Source organism: Paenibacillus sp. S-38 (assembly GCF_049942825.1).
Lineage (GTDB): Bacteria > Bacillota > Bacilli > Paenibacillales > NBRC-103111 > Paenibacillus_G.
This window is the reverse complement of sequence record NZ_CP187970.1, coordinates 7,772,501-7,788,812: the sequence shown is the minus strand read 5'-3', so window position 1 is coordinate 7,788,812 and position 16,312 is coordinate 7,772,501. Positions and strand designations below refer to the sequence as shown.

The following is a 16,312-nucleotide window of genomic DNA, read 5'->3' as shown; positions in this document are numbered from 1 at the left end:
TTGGTTTTTGTGGGTATTTGAGCATTGACAGGTGGGGAAGGGTTGTGTAAATTAGGTGTAAATCTTTATATACCTTGTGAATCATTTCACGCGCTTGAAGAAAAGGAAGGTGCGTCATGGAAGCATTAGCGTTGGAGCGCAAAGCAGAACAGCAGCGGGAGCTCAAAGAGCGGATCGCCCAGCTGAAGAAAGAACGGAACGCCATCATTCTCGCACATTATTATCAGCGGGACGAGATTCAGGAAGTTGCCGATTTTCGCGGGGATTCCTTCCTGCTCGCACAGAAAGCCGCTTCGACCGATGCCGAGGTTATCGTTTTCTGCGGAGTTCATTTCATGGGGGAGAGCGCCAAGATTCTTGCACCGAACAAGACCGTGCTTATTCCGGATGAGAGAGCCGGGTGCCCGATGGCCGACATGGTTAACGTCGATGGGCTACGGGCATTAAAGAGACAGCATCCGAATGCGAAAGTCGTGGCGTACATCAATACTTCCGCCGAAGTAAAGTCCGAGACCGACATCTGCTGTACATCGGCCAATGCTATCAAGGTCATCAATTCGGTCGATTCAGACGAAGTGATCTGGGTGCCGGATAAGAACCTTGGTGACTATGTATCTAAGTTTACCGACAAGAAGATGATCATCTGGGAAGGGTACTGCAATACCCACGACATGCTGACGGTAAAGGACGTCGAGGAGATGAAGCATCTGCATCCGAACGCCCAGTTCGTCGTTCATCCGGAATGCCGTCCAGAGGTTGTCAAGATGGGTGACTTTGTAGGAAGTACAACCGCCATCATCAAATATTGTAAAGAATCCGACTGCCAGGAATTTATCGTAGGCACGGAAGATGGAACCGGGTATCAGCTTCGGTTGGATAGCCCTAACAAGACGTTCCACTTTGCTACGAAGTTCCTTGTATGCCCGAACATGAAAGTCAACAATCTCAAAAAAGTAGTGAAGTGCCTGGAGACCAATCAGCCGCAGATTTATGTGCCGCCGCACGTGGCTGATCAAGCCAGAGCATCCTTGGAGCGCATGCTGCAGGTTAAGTAGCATGCGCTGCTTTTTCTAACCGCAGGATCCTTTATAGGGTGATATCAGGAGATCGAGAAGATAAGCAGGAGTTCGAATAGACAGGTGGGAGCCAAGCTCATGATACCTCGTTATTTGGTGAATTTCGACGTGCGGGACCTTCCGCATGTACATACGGACGTAATTGTGATCGGCGCAGGTATCGCCGGTCTTTTTACCGCGCTGAAGGCGGCTGAGACCAAGAGGGTGCTCATGGTCACGAAGAAATCGCTGCTCGACAGCAATACGCGGTATGCGCAGGGCGGCATTGCTGCCGTGATTTCCGATGAAGATTCGCCGGCCTACCACCGCCAGGACACGCTGATTGCCGGTGCGGGGCTGTGCTCTTCGGCAGCTGTTGACGTATTGGTGCATGAAGGACCCAGCGGAGTCACGGACCTGATCCGGATGGGCACCGAATTCGATATGGAGGACGGCCGCTATGCGCTAACCCAGGAGGGAGCGCACAGCCAGCGGCGCATTCTGCACGCGCAGGGCGATGCTACCGGTGCGGAGATTGTCCGTGCGCTCTCCGAGAAGGCTAAGCAGGACTCGAACATCGAGGTCTGGGACGACCATTTTGTCATCGATCTGATTACAGAAGGCAATGAATGCTTCGGGGCCCTGGTTCAGAAGCCGGACGGCCAGCGCATCTTTGTCCGCGCGAACGCTACAGTGCTATGCACGGGTGGTGCGGGACAGCTGTACCGATACACAACGAATCCTGATATCGCCACGGGGGATGGGATTGCCATCGCATACCGCGCGGGGGCGCATATCCGTGACGTGGAATTCGTTCAGTTTCACCCGACGGCACTTTGCTACCCGGGTGCTCCGCGCTTCCTGATCTCGGAGGCGGTCCGCGGTGAAGGGGCGGTGCTCCGCAATATTAACGGGGAGCGCTTCATGGAGCGGTATCATCCCCAATTGGAGCTGGCACCACGGGATATCGTAGCCCGAGCGATTGTCAGCGAGATGGAGGCGACCAAGTCGACGTTCGTCTATATCGACTTCACCCATGAATCGGAGGAGACCGTCAAGCACCGGTTCCCTACGATTTATGAAGTCTGCCTCAGCCACGGTCTGGATTTGGCCTCGGACTGGATTCCGGTTGCTCCGGCGGCTCACTATATGATGGGCGGGGTGGAGACGGATCTGTATGGGGAAACCAGCGTCAAACGGCTTTTTGCCTGCGGTGAAGTTTCCTCAACCGGCGTTCATGGCGCGAACCGGCTGGCGAGCAACTCGCTATCCGAGGCCATTGTGTTCGGCCGGCGGATCGTAGAGCGTATCTTGGACATGCCGCGCACGCAAGAGCTCCCGGAGGTGAAGGAAACGGAACGCGCAGCGGGGAATCCGATTCAGCCGGTCGTGGAGAAGAAGCTGAAGCTGCAGAAGCTGATGGTCCGTTATGCGGGACTCAAACGCAGCGCACAGGGCCTCCAGAAGGGCTATGATGAACTGAAGAGGCACGTTTCGTTTTTCGACAGCTGCCTCTCCAAGCGCCAGGAGTTCGAGTTTGCGAACCTGCTTATCTGCTCTCTGCTTACGACGGAGGCCGCTCTGATTAGAGAAGAAAGCCGCGGGGGACACTACCGGGAAGATTTCCCGGAACGCGATGATCTTGTATGGCGCAAGCACACGGTATTCAACCGGGTGAACGGCATAACGGAAGGACGGAATGACGATGTATGAGCTGACAGGTTCCGAGCTGGAGAAGAGCCTCCGGCTTTGGCTCCAGGAGGACATTGGGATGGGGGACGTCACTACGATGACCACCATTCCGGCCGATTCAACAGCCAAGGGAATAATCCATGTCAAAGATACCGGGATCGTGGCAGGTCTTCCGGTGGCGCAGGCGGTTTTTGCCTTGGTTGATCCATCGCTCCGCTTTGAGACCAAAGCGGTGGAAGGCCAGCAGGCGGAATACGGCACGGTACTGGCTGAGGTGACCGGCAGCACCCGCAGTATCCTGCTCGGAGAGCGTCTGGCTCTTAATCTGCTGCAGCGGATGTCCGGCATTGCAACGCGGACTCGCCAGTATGTAGACAGGCTGGAGGGACTTCCTACCCGGCTGGTGGATACCCGCAAGACTACCCCGGGCCACCGGATGCTGGAGAAATATGCGGTACGGGTCGGCGGCGGACACAACCATCGTTTCGGTCTTTATGATGCCGTGATGATCAAGGACAATCATATCAAAGGGTCGGGCGGCATTGCCAAGGCCATCGCCGCAGCGCGCGCCCAGATTCCACATACGATGAAGATTGAAGTGGAAGTCGAGAATTTCGAGCAGCTGGAAGAGGCGCTCTCAGCCCGGCCGGATATCGTTATGCTGGACAACATGAGTACGGAGCAGATGAAGCAGGCAGTCCAGCGAATGAAACAGGAGGCGCCGCATATCATGGTAGAAGCCTCCGGCAGCGTAACGCTGGATACGGTGCGCAGCATTGCCGAGACGGGGGTCGATGTCATCTCCGTGGGTCGGCTCACTTATTCCGTACAGGCGCTCGACATCTCTCTGGATCTCAACGAGCAGAAGGAGGCGCGTCCATGATACTTGTGGTCGATGTGGGGAATACGAATATTGTACTGGGTATTTACGAAGGGAAGCAGCTGCGCCATGACTGGCGGATTTCCACGAACCGGTCGGCGACGGCCGATGAATACGGCATCATTCTGTACAATCTGTTTCAGCATGCGGGTATCTCTCTTCAGCAGATCGAAGGAGTGATCATCTCTTCGGTTGTGCCGCCGCTGATGTTTGTGCTGGAGCAATTATGTTTAAAATACGTAAAGAAAACCCCGCTGATTGTCGGTCCTGGGATCAAGACCGGGCTCAACATCCGCTATGAGAACCCGCGCGAGGTGGGCGCGGACCGGATTGTGAATGCCGTAGCAGCCATCGAGCTGTACGGTGCCCCCTGTATCGTGGTGGACTTCGGTACGGCCACGACCTTCGATTATATCGACGAACAAGGGCAGTACGTGGGCGGCGCCGTGGCGCCGGGCATCGGGATTTCGACCGAAGCGCTCTACCAGCGGGCGGCGAAGCTCCCCCGCATCGAGCTTGTCAAGCCGAAAAGTGTGGTCGGCCGCAATACAATCGCCTCCATGCAGGCTGGGATCATTTATGGCTTTGCCGGGCAGGTGGACGGCATTGTCGACCGGATCCGGCAGGAGTTCAGCGTGGAACCGAGCGTAATTGCAACAGGGGGATTGGCGGAGCTGATCTCAGGAGAATCACGGACGATCCAGACGGTGAACCCGCTCCTTACCCTGCAGGGACTGCAGATCATTTACGAACGCAACCGTAACTAAATTCGGCGCGCTAGCGTCAAGACTGAACGATAAAGGAGTCCTCCCTATGCAGGATTATTTAATTAGAGCGACGGCATACGACGGGAAGGTACGGGCTTTCGCTGTACATACGCGCGGCATTGTGGAAGAGCTCCGGCAGAGGCATCAGATGACGCCGACGACGACGGCCGCGCTTGGACGCACCGTGTCGGCGGCCCTGATGATGGGCGCGATGCTCAAGGGCGAAGAGAAGCTGACGGTTCAGATCAAAGGCGGCGGACCCATCGGGCAGATCGTCGTGGACGCCAACGCTCACGGTGAAGTGCGCGGTTACGTCGACAACCCGGATGTGGACCTGCCCCTCAACGAGATCGGCAAGCTGGATGTCAGAGGGGCCGTGGGTACGGACGGGTTCCTCTATGTCATCAAGGACTTGGGGCTCAAGGAGCCTTACCGCGGCAGCGTGCCGATCGTCTCCGGGGAGCTTGGCGAGGACTTTACCTATTATTTCGCCAAGAGTGAGCAGACGAATTCGGCAGTTGCCTTGGGCGTGCTTGTGGATGTCGATTACACCGTCAAGACAGCCGGCGGGTTCATCATCCAGCTCCTTCCGGGGCTGTCCGATGAGGAGATCATCCAGATCGAGAAGGAACTGAACGCGCTGCCACCGATTACCAAAGCTTTGGACCGGGGCGATACGCTGGAGCAGATTCTGACGACGCTGCTGCCGGGCGCTTCGATTCTTGAGCGCAGGGATGACATCCGGTTTCAGTGCAAGTGTTCCCGGGAGCGGGTGGAACAGACCCTGATCTCCCTGGGCCGCAGCGAGCTTCAGACCATTCTGGACGAAGACGGGCAGGCGGAGGTCTCCTGCCATTTCTGCAACGAGAAGTATGCTTTTACCGGGGAAGACCTTAAGGGACTGATCGCATCACTGTAACAACCGGGAAGCGGACGAACAAGCAGGGCGGCGGAAACGGGCCGTCCGAACATAGATGCGTGATCATACGGGGAGAAAAGGGCATGCGAAACCTGAAAGTGTTGTGGGCTATGATCGCTGTGTTGCTGATCGCCGTTGTTATCCTCTCCTCTGTATTGACGGCCCATTATGTAGGCTTACTCCATTCCAATCCGAATCCGAAACAACCGAAGCAGGCCGATTCTACGCGAACCGTCGCTACCATCGGGGAACATGTTATCACACAGCAGGACTTGGAAGATCAGCTTCTCCATAAGTATGGCCGGGAGATGCTGGAGCGTATGATCGACCAGTACGTCGTCCGCAGGGAAGCGGAGGCACAGGGGGTTCTAGTAAGCGATAGCGAAGTGCAGCAGGAAATTTTGCGGATGCAGCAGGGTTACGATAGCGAGAATGCGTTTTGGGAGTCGATGAAGGAGCAGCTTGGACTGACGCAGGAAGAGCTGACGGCAGACATAGAGAATAGATTGCTTGCGGAGAAAATGGCGATCCGCGGCATCCAGGTGAGTGACGCCGAGGTGGATGCCTACTTGCAGGCGCATGAGGATGAATTCCGTCCGCGTATCATGCTGAAGCTGCAGCAGATTGTCTCTGCGAGCAGGGAGCAGGCTCAGAAGGCGGCGGCGGAGCTGGCCAAAGGGGCGGACTTCGGCCAGGTGGCACGGGACCGGTCGCTGGACGACGCCACGCGGGACAGTGGAGGCGATCTCGGCTGGGTGGAAGAAGGGGATCCCTTCGTTCCCTCGGCGGTGATGAAGGCGGCGAAGCAGCTCAAGAAGGGCGAGGTCTCGAAACCCGTCGAGTGGGAAGGGCAATACGTGCTCGTGAAGGTGCAGGACCGCAAAGAGCAGGCGAAGGGAACGCCGCAGGAGATTCGTGAGCAGGTACGCAAGGACATCGCATTGAGCCAAGCTCCGCCGATCAAACAAACCGTCGGGCGACTGAGGGAAAAGTGGAAGGTTCAGGTGCCGGACGGTTTTTGAGGACATGCCGGCTTTGCATATTGACAAGGTTCTCTCCGGTTTGATAAGATGGCATTATTATACCTAGCAATTTACTCGGATATTTTAGAGGACTTTTTGTGATCTTGAGGAGGAGAACCGAATGGCCAGACTAGTTCAAAACATCACGCAACTGATTGGGGATACGCCGCTTGTGAAGCTGAACCGGGTCGTACCGGAAGGCAGCGCGGAAGTATACGTGAAGCTGGAGTTCCAGAACCCCGGCGCCAGCGTGAAAGACCGGATTGCGATCTCCATGATCAACGTGGCGGAGCAGGAAGGTATCATCAAACCGGGCGACACAATCGTTGAACCGACCAGCGGCAACACGGGAATCGGTCTGGCTATGGTGGCTGCTGCCAAAGGTTACAAAGCGATTCTCGTAATGCCGGAGACCATGTCCATGGAACGCCGGAACCTGCTGCGTGCTTACGGTGCCCAGCTGGTGCTGACGCCGGGTGCTGAAGGCATGAAAGGCGCGATCAAACGTGCCGAGGATATTCTTGCCGAGAACCCAGGCTACTTTATGCCGCAGCAGTTCAAAAACCAGGCTAACGTGAAAGTCCACCTGGAGACGACAGGTCCGGAGATCGTGGAAGCGATCAAAGAACATGACGGCCAGCTGGATGCATTCATCGCCGGGATCGGAACAGGCGGAACGATCACGGGTGCCGGTACGGTGCTCAAGGAGAACTTCCCTGGCATCAAGGTGTATGCGGTTGAGCCTTCCGCTTCGCCGGTTCTCTCCGGCGGCAAGCCGGGTCCTCACAAGATTCAAGGGATCGGCGCAGGCTTCATCCCGGATATTCTCGACACCAAGGTGTACGACGGGATTATTGCGGTAGACAACGAGGATGCATTCGAAACTTCCCGCCGTGTCGCGAAGGAAGAGGGCATTCTGGGCGGGATCTCTTCCGGTGCGGCGATTTTCGCAGCGCTGAAGGTGGCCAAAGAGCTTGGCGCCGGCAAGCGTGTTGTTGCCGTAATCCCAAGTAACGGCGAGCGTTACCTGTCTACGCCGCTCTATCAATTCGAAGATCAATAATTTTTTAAGGAAGGACCTGCTCGACTTCGGTTGGGCAGGCCTTTTTTTCATGGCGGTTTTCAAGTATACTTAACCCAACATCTTGGTAACGTGGAAACGGAGGCGCAGCGGAATGATTCTCACATCCTTGGAGCAGTGGCAGCAGTGGGCAGGAGCCTACACCGTGCTTCCTTACATCCGCAAACATGCACTCAAAGAAACCCGCCCGGCGGCATGGCTGCAGGTCTGGGAGCAGGCTGCGCCCGGCTCCTTCGTGCTGGAGAGCGGCAAGGGAGGCCGCTATACGTTCCTGGGCCTGCAGCCCCGCTCTGAAATTCGCGGCACCGGACTCGATATGGTGATATCGGGACCGGATGGCGTGGTGGAGCGGGGGAGCCATCCACCGCTCGAAGCGGTCAAGCGCTGGATGGCGCCTTATACCGCTCCCTATGTGGAGGGGGCGCCGAAGTGGACCGGCGGCTGTGTCGGCTATTGGGGATACGATGTGATCCGTACGATTGAGCGTCTGCCCGTACAGGCGTCGGCCGATCTGCCCCTGCCGGACTACGCCTTCGTGCGGGTGGACGAGCTGTGGGTCATCGATCACGAGCTGGGCGAACTGTATTGTTCGGTCTCCGTGTATGCCTCGGCATGGGACTCATCCGATCGGGTCCTTCTGCAGCAGAGGTATGACGAAGCGGCTGCAGCGGCCGGGCGGATGTACGAGCTGTGGAACGGGCTCATGGCCTCCAATGAGGATCAGGCGCTGGCCGGCGAGCTGCAGGAAAAGAAGGAGCGGATGAGCCGCGATCTTCTGCAGATCGATGTGGATGCGATACCCGGCATCCAGGCCGATTTTCCGCGTGAAGCTTATGAGGAGGCTGTCCGCCGGATTCGGGATTACATTGGGGCTGGCGATGTGTTCCAGGTGAACTTGTCCGTGCGCCAGCATAAGAAGCTCGAGTCAACGCCGGAAGAGATCTACGAGTGGCTTCGCCTGGTCAATCCATCACCCTATATGGGCATGCTCCGCTTCGCTGACTTTCAGCTTGTCTCAGGTTCCCCGGAGCTGCTGGTTCAGCTCGAGAGGGGAACGGTACGCACGAGACCGATTGCGGGAACGCGTCCCCGGGGAGCTAGCCCCGAAGAAGACCGGCGCCTCGCCGATGAGCTGATTCATCACGAGAAGGAACGGGCCGAGCATATCATGCTCGTGGATCTGGAGCGTAATGACTTGGGGAGAATCTCGAAGTATGGGTCGGTCCGGGTCTCGGATTTTATGGTCATCGAGTACTATTCCCATGTGATGCATATTGTCTCTGAGGTCGAAGGGGAGCTGGCTCCGGGCAAGGATGCGTTTGACGTCATTGGGGCGGCCTTCCCGGGGGGAACCATTACGGGGGCTCCGAAGATCCGCACGATGGAGATTATCGAGGAACTCGAGCCGGTACGCCGGGGGCCTTATACGGGGTCCATTGGTTGGATTGACTATAACGGCGATTTGGAATTTAATATTATTATACGAACCTTGGTTGTAGCGGAAGGTACCGGTTATGTGCAGGCGGGAGCAGGCATCGTGATCGATTCCATTCCGGAGAAAGAATACATCGAGTCCATCAACAAAGCCAAAGCGATGTGGAAAGCGATCCAATACAGTGAAGCGGAGCCGGCAGCCCGCAGGAGGGGTTAAGCGATGATTTTGGTAATCGACAATTACGACTCGTTTACGTATAACCTGGTGCAGTATTTGGGAGAGCTTGGGGAACAGGTGGAAGTCCGCCGCAATGATGAGATCGATCTCCCCGGGATCGAAGCGCTGAAGCCCGATCATCTGCTGATCTCGCCCGGTCCCTGCACGCCCAATGAGGCGGGGATTTCGCTCAGTCTGATCGAGCATTTCAAAGGGCGCATTCCGATTCTCGGTGTGTGCCTCGGACACCAGTCGATCGGACAAGTTTTCGGCGGCGATGTGGTGCGTGCCGAGAAGCTGATGCACGGCAAGACATCGGAGATTTTCCATGACGGCAAATCCGTGTTCGAAGGTCTGCCATCCCCGTTTATCGCTACAAGATATCACTCTCTGATCGTGAAGCGGGAGACGCTGCCAGACTGTCTGGAGATTACCGCCGAGACGGCTGAAGGAGAGATCATGGGCCTGAGGCATAAGGAGTATCCGATCGAAGGCGTCCAGTTCCATCCGGAGTCGATCATTACGGATCACGGTCATCAGATGCTGCGCAACTTCCTGAAGTCGTCTGCGGGAGAACGCGTGTGAAGATCGATCTGAACGGGCAGCTCATAGAAGAAGGACAGGCCGTGGTCTCTGTATACGACCACGGTTTTCTTTACGGCATGGGCCTGTTCGAGACCTTCCGCACCTACGGCGGCCGCCCTTTCCTGCTCGATTGGCATCTCGAGCGGCTCTCGGCCGGCTGCGCGGAGCTCGATATGGCCTTCGTGCCGGATCCTGAGGGACTGCGGCAGCGGATCGCCCGCATCCTCAAGGACAGCGGTCTGAACGATGCGTATTTCCGTTATACCGTTACGGCGGGCAGCGGCGCGCTGGGTCTTCCGGCCGAGCCGTACGAACAGCTGACCGAACTGCTGTACGCCAAGCCGCTCCCTCCCGCCGATCCGGAGGTGTACCGGACCGGTAGAGGACTTCAGCGGCTTGCCCTGCCCCGGAGTACGCCGGAAGGGCGGATTCGGCTGAAGTCGCTGCACTATATGAATAACATCCTTGCGAAGCAGGAGATGAGGAAGTATCCGTGGGCGCGGGGAGCGGAAGGGCTTTTCCTTGACGGACAGGGACGATTATGCGAAGGCATTGTCAGCAATGTCTTTTTTGTACGTCACGGGGTCATCCATACACCTGCGCCGGAGACGGGGCTGCTCAGCGGTATTACGCGCCGCTTCGTGATATCGCTTGCCGGGAAGCTGGAGATACCGGTCCATGAAGGCTTCTACGAGTGGGAAATGCTTCAGCAGGCGGAAGAGGTATTCCTTACGAATTCGATCCAGGAGATTGTCCCGGTCACCGTTCTATGGGACGGGCAGGGCAGGGAGGTCAGGATTGGCGGCGGCTGCATCGGGCCGGTGACGGAGAGGCTGCTGCTGGCATACCGCCAAGCGGCGGCAGATGAGGAAACGAAGCAGAAGGCTGGAGGAGTGTGACAGAGCATCATGGAGACTTCAGAGCGTGCGAGCAGCAGCGTTACGACTGTCCTGGAGCGGGAGTTCCCGGGTAGGGATAAGCGTACCCTGATTATGGGAATCCTGAATGTCACCCCGGATTCGTTCTCGGACGGGGGGCGGTATATCGATCCGGTGTCTGCCGTGGAACGGGCGAAGCAGATGCTGGATGAAGGAGCCGATATTCTGGATATCGGCGGAGAATCGACAAGACCCGGCTTCGCGCCGGTCCCGCTGGAAGAAGAGCTGAGGCGCGTGATCCCTGCCATTCGTGCGATTCGGGAAGCGGGCATTACGGCTCCGATCTCTATCGATACATACAAGGCGGAGACGGCCCGGCAGGCTCTAGAGGCCGGGGCCTCTTGGCTTAATGATATTTGGGGCCTCCAAAGAGATGAGGCTATGGCCCGGGTTGCCGCCGATTATGCGGCCCCCATAGTCCTTATGCATAATAGGACAGAGCCGGTGTATGCTAACTTTATCCTGGACGTAGTAGACGATCTGCAGCGGACCGTGGAACGTGCGCTGGCTGCAGGCATCGCGGAGGGGCAGATCATTCTCGATCCGGGGATCGGTTTTGCCAAGACGCACGAGCAGAATCTCCAGCTGATGAACCACCTGGACCGTATTGTCCGGCTCGGCTTTCCGGTGCTTCTCGGCACATCGCGCAAGCGGATGATCCACCAGACCCTGCAGCTTCCGCCGGACGATGTTGTTGAGGGCACGGCTGCCACGGTGGCGCTCGGGATTGCCCAAGGCTGCCGAATCATGAGGGTGCATGATGTGCGCCCCATGCGCCGGGTGGCGGATATGACCGATGCGATCATCAGGCAGAAATAGCCGGAGCAGATGAGCTTCCGGTGAAGGAGGAGTAGGGATGGACCGGATCGTGATGAAAGGCATGGCCTTTTACGGCTACCATGGCGTTTATCCGGAAGAAAACAAGCTCGGCGCGCGCTATCATGTGGATACCGAGCTGTATATGCCTCTGGATAAGCCGGGGCAATCGGATGCCTTGGAGGATACCGTCAATTATGCTGCCGTGCACGAGACCATCAAGGGGATCGTGGAGGGCGAGACCTTCAAATTAATCGAGGCGCTTGCTGAGCGTATTGCATCCGAGGTGCTTCGAACTTATACTAGTATAAATGAAATTACTGTGCGCGTGCAGAAACCGCACCCGCCGGCCCCCATCCACTTTGAGGGTGTTACCGTGGAGATTCACAGAAAGCGGGCATAGATGATGAACGAAGAGAAGGCGGATAAACATTCGCAGGAAGACCTGGCGGTGGCTTATATCGGCCTGGGCTCCAACCTGGGTGACCGGGAGCAGTATTTGAAGGAAGCGCTCCGTATGCTGGGTGAGCATCCGGAGATCCGCATACTCGGCTTGTCCTCCTTTTACGAGACGGTTCCGGTCGGTTATGTCGATCAGGACCCGTTCCTGAACATGGTGGCCGCGGTCGGAACAACCCTGTCGCCGGAGGATTTGCTTGCGCAGATGCTGGATGCCGAGCAGCAGCTGGGGCGCAAGCGGGAGGTGCGATGGGGGCCAAGAACCATCGATCTCGATCTCTTGCTCTACGGAAGCCGCACTCAAGAGGATCCCCGTCTGATTCTGCCTCATCCCCGCATGATGGAGCGTGCCTTTGTGCTCATTCCGCTCATTGAGGTAATGAAGGAGCAGAATCCGCAGCAGGCTGGGGAACTCCAAGATCAGCTTCGGCGGCTTTCAGGAAAGGAAGGCGTTACGTTATGGAAAAGAATGCAATAGCCCAGCGCATCCGCGCTTTTCGCAAATTGAAAGGCTTCACTCAGAACGAACTGGCGGACCGGCTGGACGTGTCCATTGCCATCCTCGGTTCGATCGAACGCGGCACCCGTAAACCCGACCCCAAGATTATACGCAAAATATCCGACGCGCTCGGCATCGAGCCGGAAGAACTGATGGCGGCGTCCGGAAGTTCGACCCGTCACAGCTCGTGAGCCGCGCCTTCGGCAACGAAAGAGTGGGAACACATATGCTTACTATAGGCGGGGTTACAGCCCCGAACAAAGTTGTCCTCGCACCGATGGCCGGTGTCTGTAATCCGGCGTTCCGTTTGATCGCCAAAGAATTCGGCTGCGGTCTGGTCTGTGCCGAGATGGTCAGCGACAAAGCGATACTTCACGGCAACCACCGTACCCTCGAGATGCTCTACGTGGATGAGCGGGAGAAGCCGCTGTCCCTGCAGATCTTCGGCGGGGATACGGAGACGCTGGTGGAGGCCGCCAAGTATGTCGACCAGCACACCAATGCGGATATCATCGATATCAACATGGGCTGTCCCGTACCCAAAATCACCAAGTGCGATGCGGGGGCCCGCTGGCTTCTCGATCCGGGCAAGATTGAGCAGATGGTCTCTACCGTCTCCAAAGCCGTATCCAAGCCGCTGACCGTCAAGATGCGGATCGGGTGGGATGACGATCATGTCTATGCCGTCCAGAACGCCAAAGCGGTGGAGAACGGCGGCGGAGCAGCCGTTTCCGTGCATGGCCGCACGCGGGTACAGATGTATACCGGCCACGCCAACTGGGACATCATTAAGGAAGTTAAAGAGTCCGTTTCCATTCCGGTTATCGGCAATGGCGACGTCTTTACACCGGAGGACGCCAAACGCATGCTGGATACGACCGGTGTCGATGGCGTTATGATCGGACGGGCAGCACTCGGGAACCCTTGGATGCTGTACCGCACCATCCAATATCTGACCAACGGAGAACTTCCTCCGGAGCCTGGTCCTCAGGAGAAGATCGAGATTGCCATTCTTCACCTGGACCGCCTGACGGCACTGAAGGGTGAGGCGGTGGCTGTGAAGGAGATGCGCAAGCATCTTGCGTGGTACCTCAAGGGGCTCCGCGGCGGGGCGCGCGTCAAGGATGCCATTATGGAACAAACCAAGCGCGATGCGATGATCGAGCTGTTGAACGACTATATTTCCAGCCTGGAAGAGCCTGAGATTCCGGTGCAGTAGAAGCATTTGGAAGCGAAATGGCTTACATTGACATTTGATGGGGCTTGCAATATAATCAGTCAATAGTCTTTGGCGAACTCGCTTTTTCCCGCAGGTCCATGCATGGATCTGCAGATCATTCATATACCTTATTAACAGTGAATTCATAACGGATGAGCTCGAATATGAAAATCTTTCACACGACGGGAGATATGTAGCAATGAGCGAAAAAGAAGTCATTCTCACGCAGGAAGGTTTGAAAAAGCTCGAAGAAGAGCTGGAGCATCTCAAATCGGTGAAACGCCGTGAAGTGGCGGAGCGGATCAAGATCGCCATCGGCTACGGAGATATCAGCGAGAACTCCGAGTACGAAGATGCGAAGAATGAGCAGGCCTTTGTGGAAGGACGGATCATCACGCTCGAGAAGATGCTGCGTAACGCCCGCATTATCAACAGCGATGAAGTCGATACCGATACCGTTGGCGTTGGGTCCATCGTGATTCTCAAGGACCTGGAGTTCGGCGATATCGTGGAATATTCGATTGTGGGTACAGCGGAGTCCGACCCGTTCCAGAATAAGATTTCCAATGAAAGCCCTGTGGGCAAGGCTATTCTCGGCAAGCGCAAAGGCTCCGTAGTGGATGTCAATGTTCCTGCCGGTGTGATCCAATACGAGATCCTCGAAATCAAGAAGTAACCATTTGGAAACAAAAAGCTTCCTCCGGAGGCTTTTTTGTACTATCAGAAGGAAGATAATCAAGGAGTTGTAAACATGAGTGTTGAATTGGAATTGAATGAACTGCTTCAAATTCGCCGCGGCAAGCTGGACGAGCTGAGGTCACTGGGGATCGATCCGTTCGGTCAAAAGTACGAGAGAACGCACCACGCCGCCGAGATTACCAAGGCCTATGAAGAGAAATCCAAAGAAGAGCTGGACGAGCTTAAGGCGGAGGTCAGCATTGCCGGCCGGATCATGCAGAAGCGGGAGATGGGTAAGGCCGGCTTTGCCCACCTGCAGGACATTACCGGGAAGATTCAAATCTATGTCCGTGCGGATGCCGTAGGCGAGACGCCTTACAAGGCCTATGACCTGCTCGACATCGGCGATATTATCGGGATTCAGGGTACGGTTTTCAAAACGAAGACGGGCGAGCTTTCCGTGAAGGCTTCATCTGTAGTCGTGCTGTCCAAGTCTTTGCTTCCTCTGCCTGAGAAGTATCATGGCTTGAAGGACGTTGAGCTTCGGTACCGTCAGAGGTACGTCGATCTGATTATGAATCAGGACGTTCAGCAGACGTTCATCGCACGTTCGAAGATCATCCAATCGATGCGCCGCTACCTGGATTCCCTTGGCTATCTTGAGGTGGAGACGCCGACGCTGCATTCGATTGCCGGGGGGGCCGCTGCGCGTCCGTTCATCACGCATCATAATGCGCTGGATATGCAGCTTTACATGCGGATTGCCATCGAGCTGCATCTGAAGCGGCTGATTGTCGGCGGCATGGAGAAAGTCTATGAGATCGGCCGTGTTTACCGTAACGAAGGGATTTCTACGCGCCACAACCCGGAATTTACGATGATTGAGCTGTATGAGGCGTATGCCGATTACAAGGATATCATGAAGCTGACGGAGGAAATGATCGCGCACATCGCCCAGGAAGTACTCGGTACGACGACGATTATGTACCAGGGCCGTGAAGTCAATCTGGCTCCGCAGTGGCGCCGGGTAACGATGGTTGACGCGATCAAAGAAGTCGTTGGCGTTGATTTCAGCGTACAGATGAGCGATGAAGAAGCGCACCGTCTGGCCAAGGAGCATAAGGTTCCAGTGGAGCCTACCATGACCTTCGGCCACATCGTGAACCAGTTCTTCGAGACGTTCGTTGAGGAGACCCTGATTCAGCCGACATTCATCACGGGTCATCCGGTGGCGATTTCTCCATTGGCCAAAAAGAGTGATGCCGATCCGCGTTTCACCGACCGCTTTGAGCTCTTTATCGTAGCGCGTGAGCATGCGAATGCCTTCACGGAGCTGAATGATCCGATCGACCAGCGCGAGCGTTTTGCTGCACAACTCGTGGAACGTGAGCAGGGCAACGACGAGGCACATGAGATGGATGAAGATTTCGTCCGTGCTCTGGAATACGGCATGCCGCCCACAGGTGGGCTTGGCATCGGCATCGACCGTCTGGTCATGCTGCTTACGGATGCCCCGTCGATTCGTGACGTACTGCTCTTCCCTCTGATGCGTGAGCGTCAGGGCGAATAGTTATAGTTTGTCTAAGCGCCTCGGTAAGGGGCGCTTTTTTCGTTTCGAAGTTGGAATGAGCCGGGGGCTTGCTTTTTAGCTTGCCGGCATGCTATATTACTTCTTGTCGCTTTTGAGCTGTACATGAAAGGACAAGCAGTGCGGGTTCAACCGGTTATCGGTGAGCCGGCTCACCCACAGAAATCATGGCTTGACTTTCGAACGCTTGATGTGATAGGATGTAAAAGTTGCTTCCGAGATACAAGAAAGTAGATCGGAACACTAAGAATTGAATTGCCCTTTGAAAACTGAACAACGAGTGAGTGTTAAATATAGAGACTCAGCGATGAGTTTCTGCCAAGCTTCAAAATGAGTCATCAGCTTTTCTTTAATGGAGAGTTTGATCCTGGCTCAGGACGAACGCTGGCGGCGTGCCTAATACATGCAAGTCGAGCGGAGCACTTCGGTGCTTAGCGGCGGACGGGTGAGTAACACGTAGGCA

At 56.2% G+C, this 16,312-nt stretch carries 17 protein-coding genes and 1 rRNA gene (1 of these 18 only partly in view); all 18 read left to right on the top strand.

What is annotated here, in order from left to right:
- Window positions 1-116: 116 nt before the first annotated feature.
- A complete protein-coding gene (nadA, locus tag ACP26L_RS34065) occupies window positions 117-1,055 on the top strand; it encodes a quinolinate synthase NadA (protein ID WP_426449990.1) in 939 nt (312 codons plus the stop codon).
- Between the two features lie 99 nt (window positions 1,056-1,154).
- Window positions 1,155-2,768: an L-aspartate oxidase gene (nadB, locus tag ACP26L_RS34060; protein ID WP_426449989.1), complete on the top strand. Its 1,614-nt coding sequence runs from the start codon at window positions 1,155-1,157 to the stop codon at window positions 2,766-2,768.
- Window positions 2,761-3,630 carry a carboxylating nicotinate-nucleotide diphosphorylase gene (nadC, locus tag ACP26L_RS34055; protein ID WP_426449988.1) on the top strand — a complete coding sequence of 290 codons (870 nt, stop codon included), beginning with the start codon at window positions 2,761-2,763 and terminating at the stop codon, window positions 3,628-3,630. Before nadB ends, nadC begins: the two co-directional genes overlap by 8 nt.
- Window positions 3,627-4,394, top strand: coding sequence for a type III pantothenate kinase (locus ACP26L_RS34050; protein ID WP_426449987.1), 768 nt, complete (start codon window positions 3,627-3,629; stop codon window positions 4,392-4,394). The genes nadC and ACP26L_RS34050 overlap by 4 nt, the downstream gene beginning before the upstream one ends.
- Window positions 4,395-4,440: 46 nt before the next feature.
- Entirely contained in the window at window positions 4,441-5,313 is an 873-nt protein-coding gene (gene hslO / locus ACP26L_RS34045; RefSeq protein ID WP_426449986.1) for an Hsp33 family molecular chaperone HslO, read from the top strand.
- 110 nt (window positions 5,314-5,423) lie between these two features.
- Window positions 5,424-6,335, top strand: coding sequence for a peptidyl-prolyl cis-trans isomerase (locus ACP26L_RS34040; RefSeq protein ID WP_426449985.1), 912 nt, complete (start codon window positions 5,424-5,426; stop codon window positions 6,333-6,335).
- A gap of 121 nt (window positions 6,336-6,456) precedes the next feature.
- Complete coding sequence (gene cysK, locus ACP26L_RS34035) at window positions 6,457-7,398, top strand: cysteine synthase A (RefSeq protein ID WP_426449983.1); 942 nt, start codon at window positions 6,457-6,459, stop codon at window positions 7,396-7,398.
- Window positions 7,399-7,510: 112 nt separating this feature from the next.
- Window positions 7,511-9,067 carry an anthranilate synthase component I family protein gene (locus ACP26L_RS34030; RefSeq protein ID WP_426449982.1) on the top strand — a complete coding sequence of 519 codons (1,557 nt, stop codon included), beginning with the start codon at window positions 7,511-7,513 and terminating at the stop codon, window positions 9,065-9,067.
- Between the two features lie 3 nt (window positions 9,068-9,070).
- A complete protein-coding gene (gene pabA, locus ACP26L_RS34025) occupies window positions 9,071-9,652 on the top strand; it encodes an aminodeoxychorismate/anthranilate synthase component II (RefSeq protein WP_426449981.1) in 582 nt (193 codons plus the stop codon).
- Window positions 9,649-10,551 (top strand): aminotransferase class IV, encoded by a 903-nt coding sequence (locus tag ACP26L_RS34020; RefSeq protein ID WP_426449980.1) that lies wholly within the window; start codon window positions 9,649-9,651, stop codon window positions 10,549-10,551. Before pabA ends, ACP26L_RS34020 begins: the two co-directional genes overlap by 4 nt.
- A gap of 9 nt (window positions 10,552-10,560) precedes the next feature.
- On the top strand, window positions 10,561-11,409 hold the full coding sequence (gene folP, locus ACP26L_RS34015) for a dihydropteroate synthase (RefSeq protein WP_426449979.1): 849 nt from the start codon (window positions 10,561-10,563) through the stop codon (window positions 11,407-11,409).
- 37 nt (window positions 11,410-11,446) lie between these two features.
- Entirely contained in the window at window positions 11,447-11,809 is a 363-nt protein-coding gene (folB, locus tag ACP26L_RS34010) for a dihydroneopterin aldolase (protein ID WP_426449978.1), read from the top strand.
- Window positions 11,810-12,343 carry a 2-amino-4-hydroxy-6-hydroxymethyldihydropteridine diphosphokinase gene (folK, locus tag ACP26L_RS34005; protein ID WP_426449976.1) on the top strand — a complete coding sequence of 178 codons (534 nt, stop codon included), beginning with the start codon at window positions 11,810-11,812 and terminating at the stop codon, window positions 12,341-12,343.
- The gene (locus tag ACP26L_RS34000; RefSeq protein WP_426449974.1) at window positions 12,325-12,555 is read left to right on the top strand and encodes a helix-turn-helix domain-containing protein; all 231 of its coding nucleotides are present in this window, start codon (window positions 12,325-12,327) and stop codon (window positions 12,553-12,555) included. Before folK ends, ACP26L_RS34000 begins: the two co-directional genes overlap by 19 nt.
- Before the next feature lie 35 nt (window positions 12,556-12,590).
- Window positions 12,591-13,583: a tRNA dihydrouridine synthase DusB gene (gene dusB, locus ACP26L_RS33995; RefSeq protein ID WP_426449973.1), complete on the top strand. Its 993-nt coding sequence runs from the start codon at window positions 12,591-12,593 to the stop codon at window positions 13,581-13,583.
- Between the two features lie 199 nt (window positions 13,584-13,782).
- Complete coding sequence (gene greA, locus ACP26L_RS33990) at window positions 13,783-14,259, top strand: transcription elongation factor GreA (protein ID WP_013921199.1); 477 nt, start codon at window positions 13,783-13,785, stop codon at window positions 14,257-14,259.
- Between the two features lie 75 nt (window positions 14,260-14,334).
- Complete coding sequence (gene lysS, locus ACP26L_RS33985) at window positions 14,335-15,831, top strand: lysine--tRNA ligase (protein ID WP_426449972.1); 1,497 nt, start codon at window positions 14,335-14,337, stop codon at window positions 15,829-15,831.
- A gap of 367 nt (window positions 15,832-16,198) precedes the next feature.
- Window positions 16,199-16,312: ribosomal RNA gene (locus ACP26L_RS33980) — 16S ribosomal RNA — on the top strand; it runs 1,423 nt beyond the window's last position.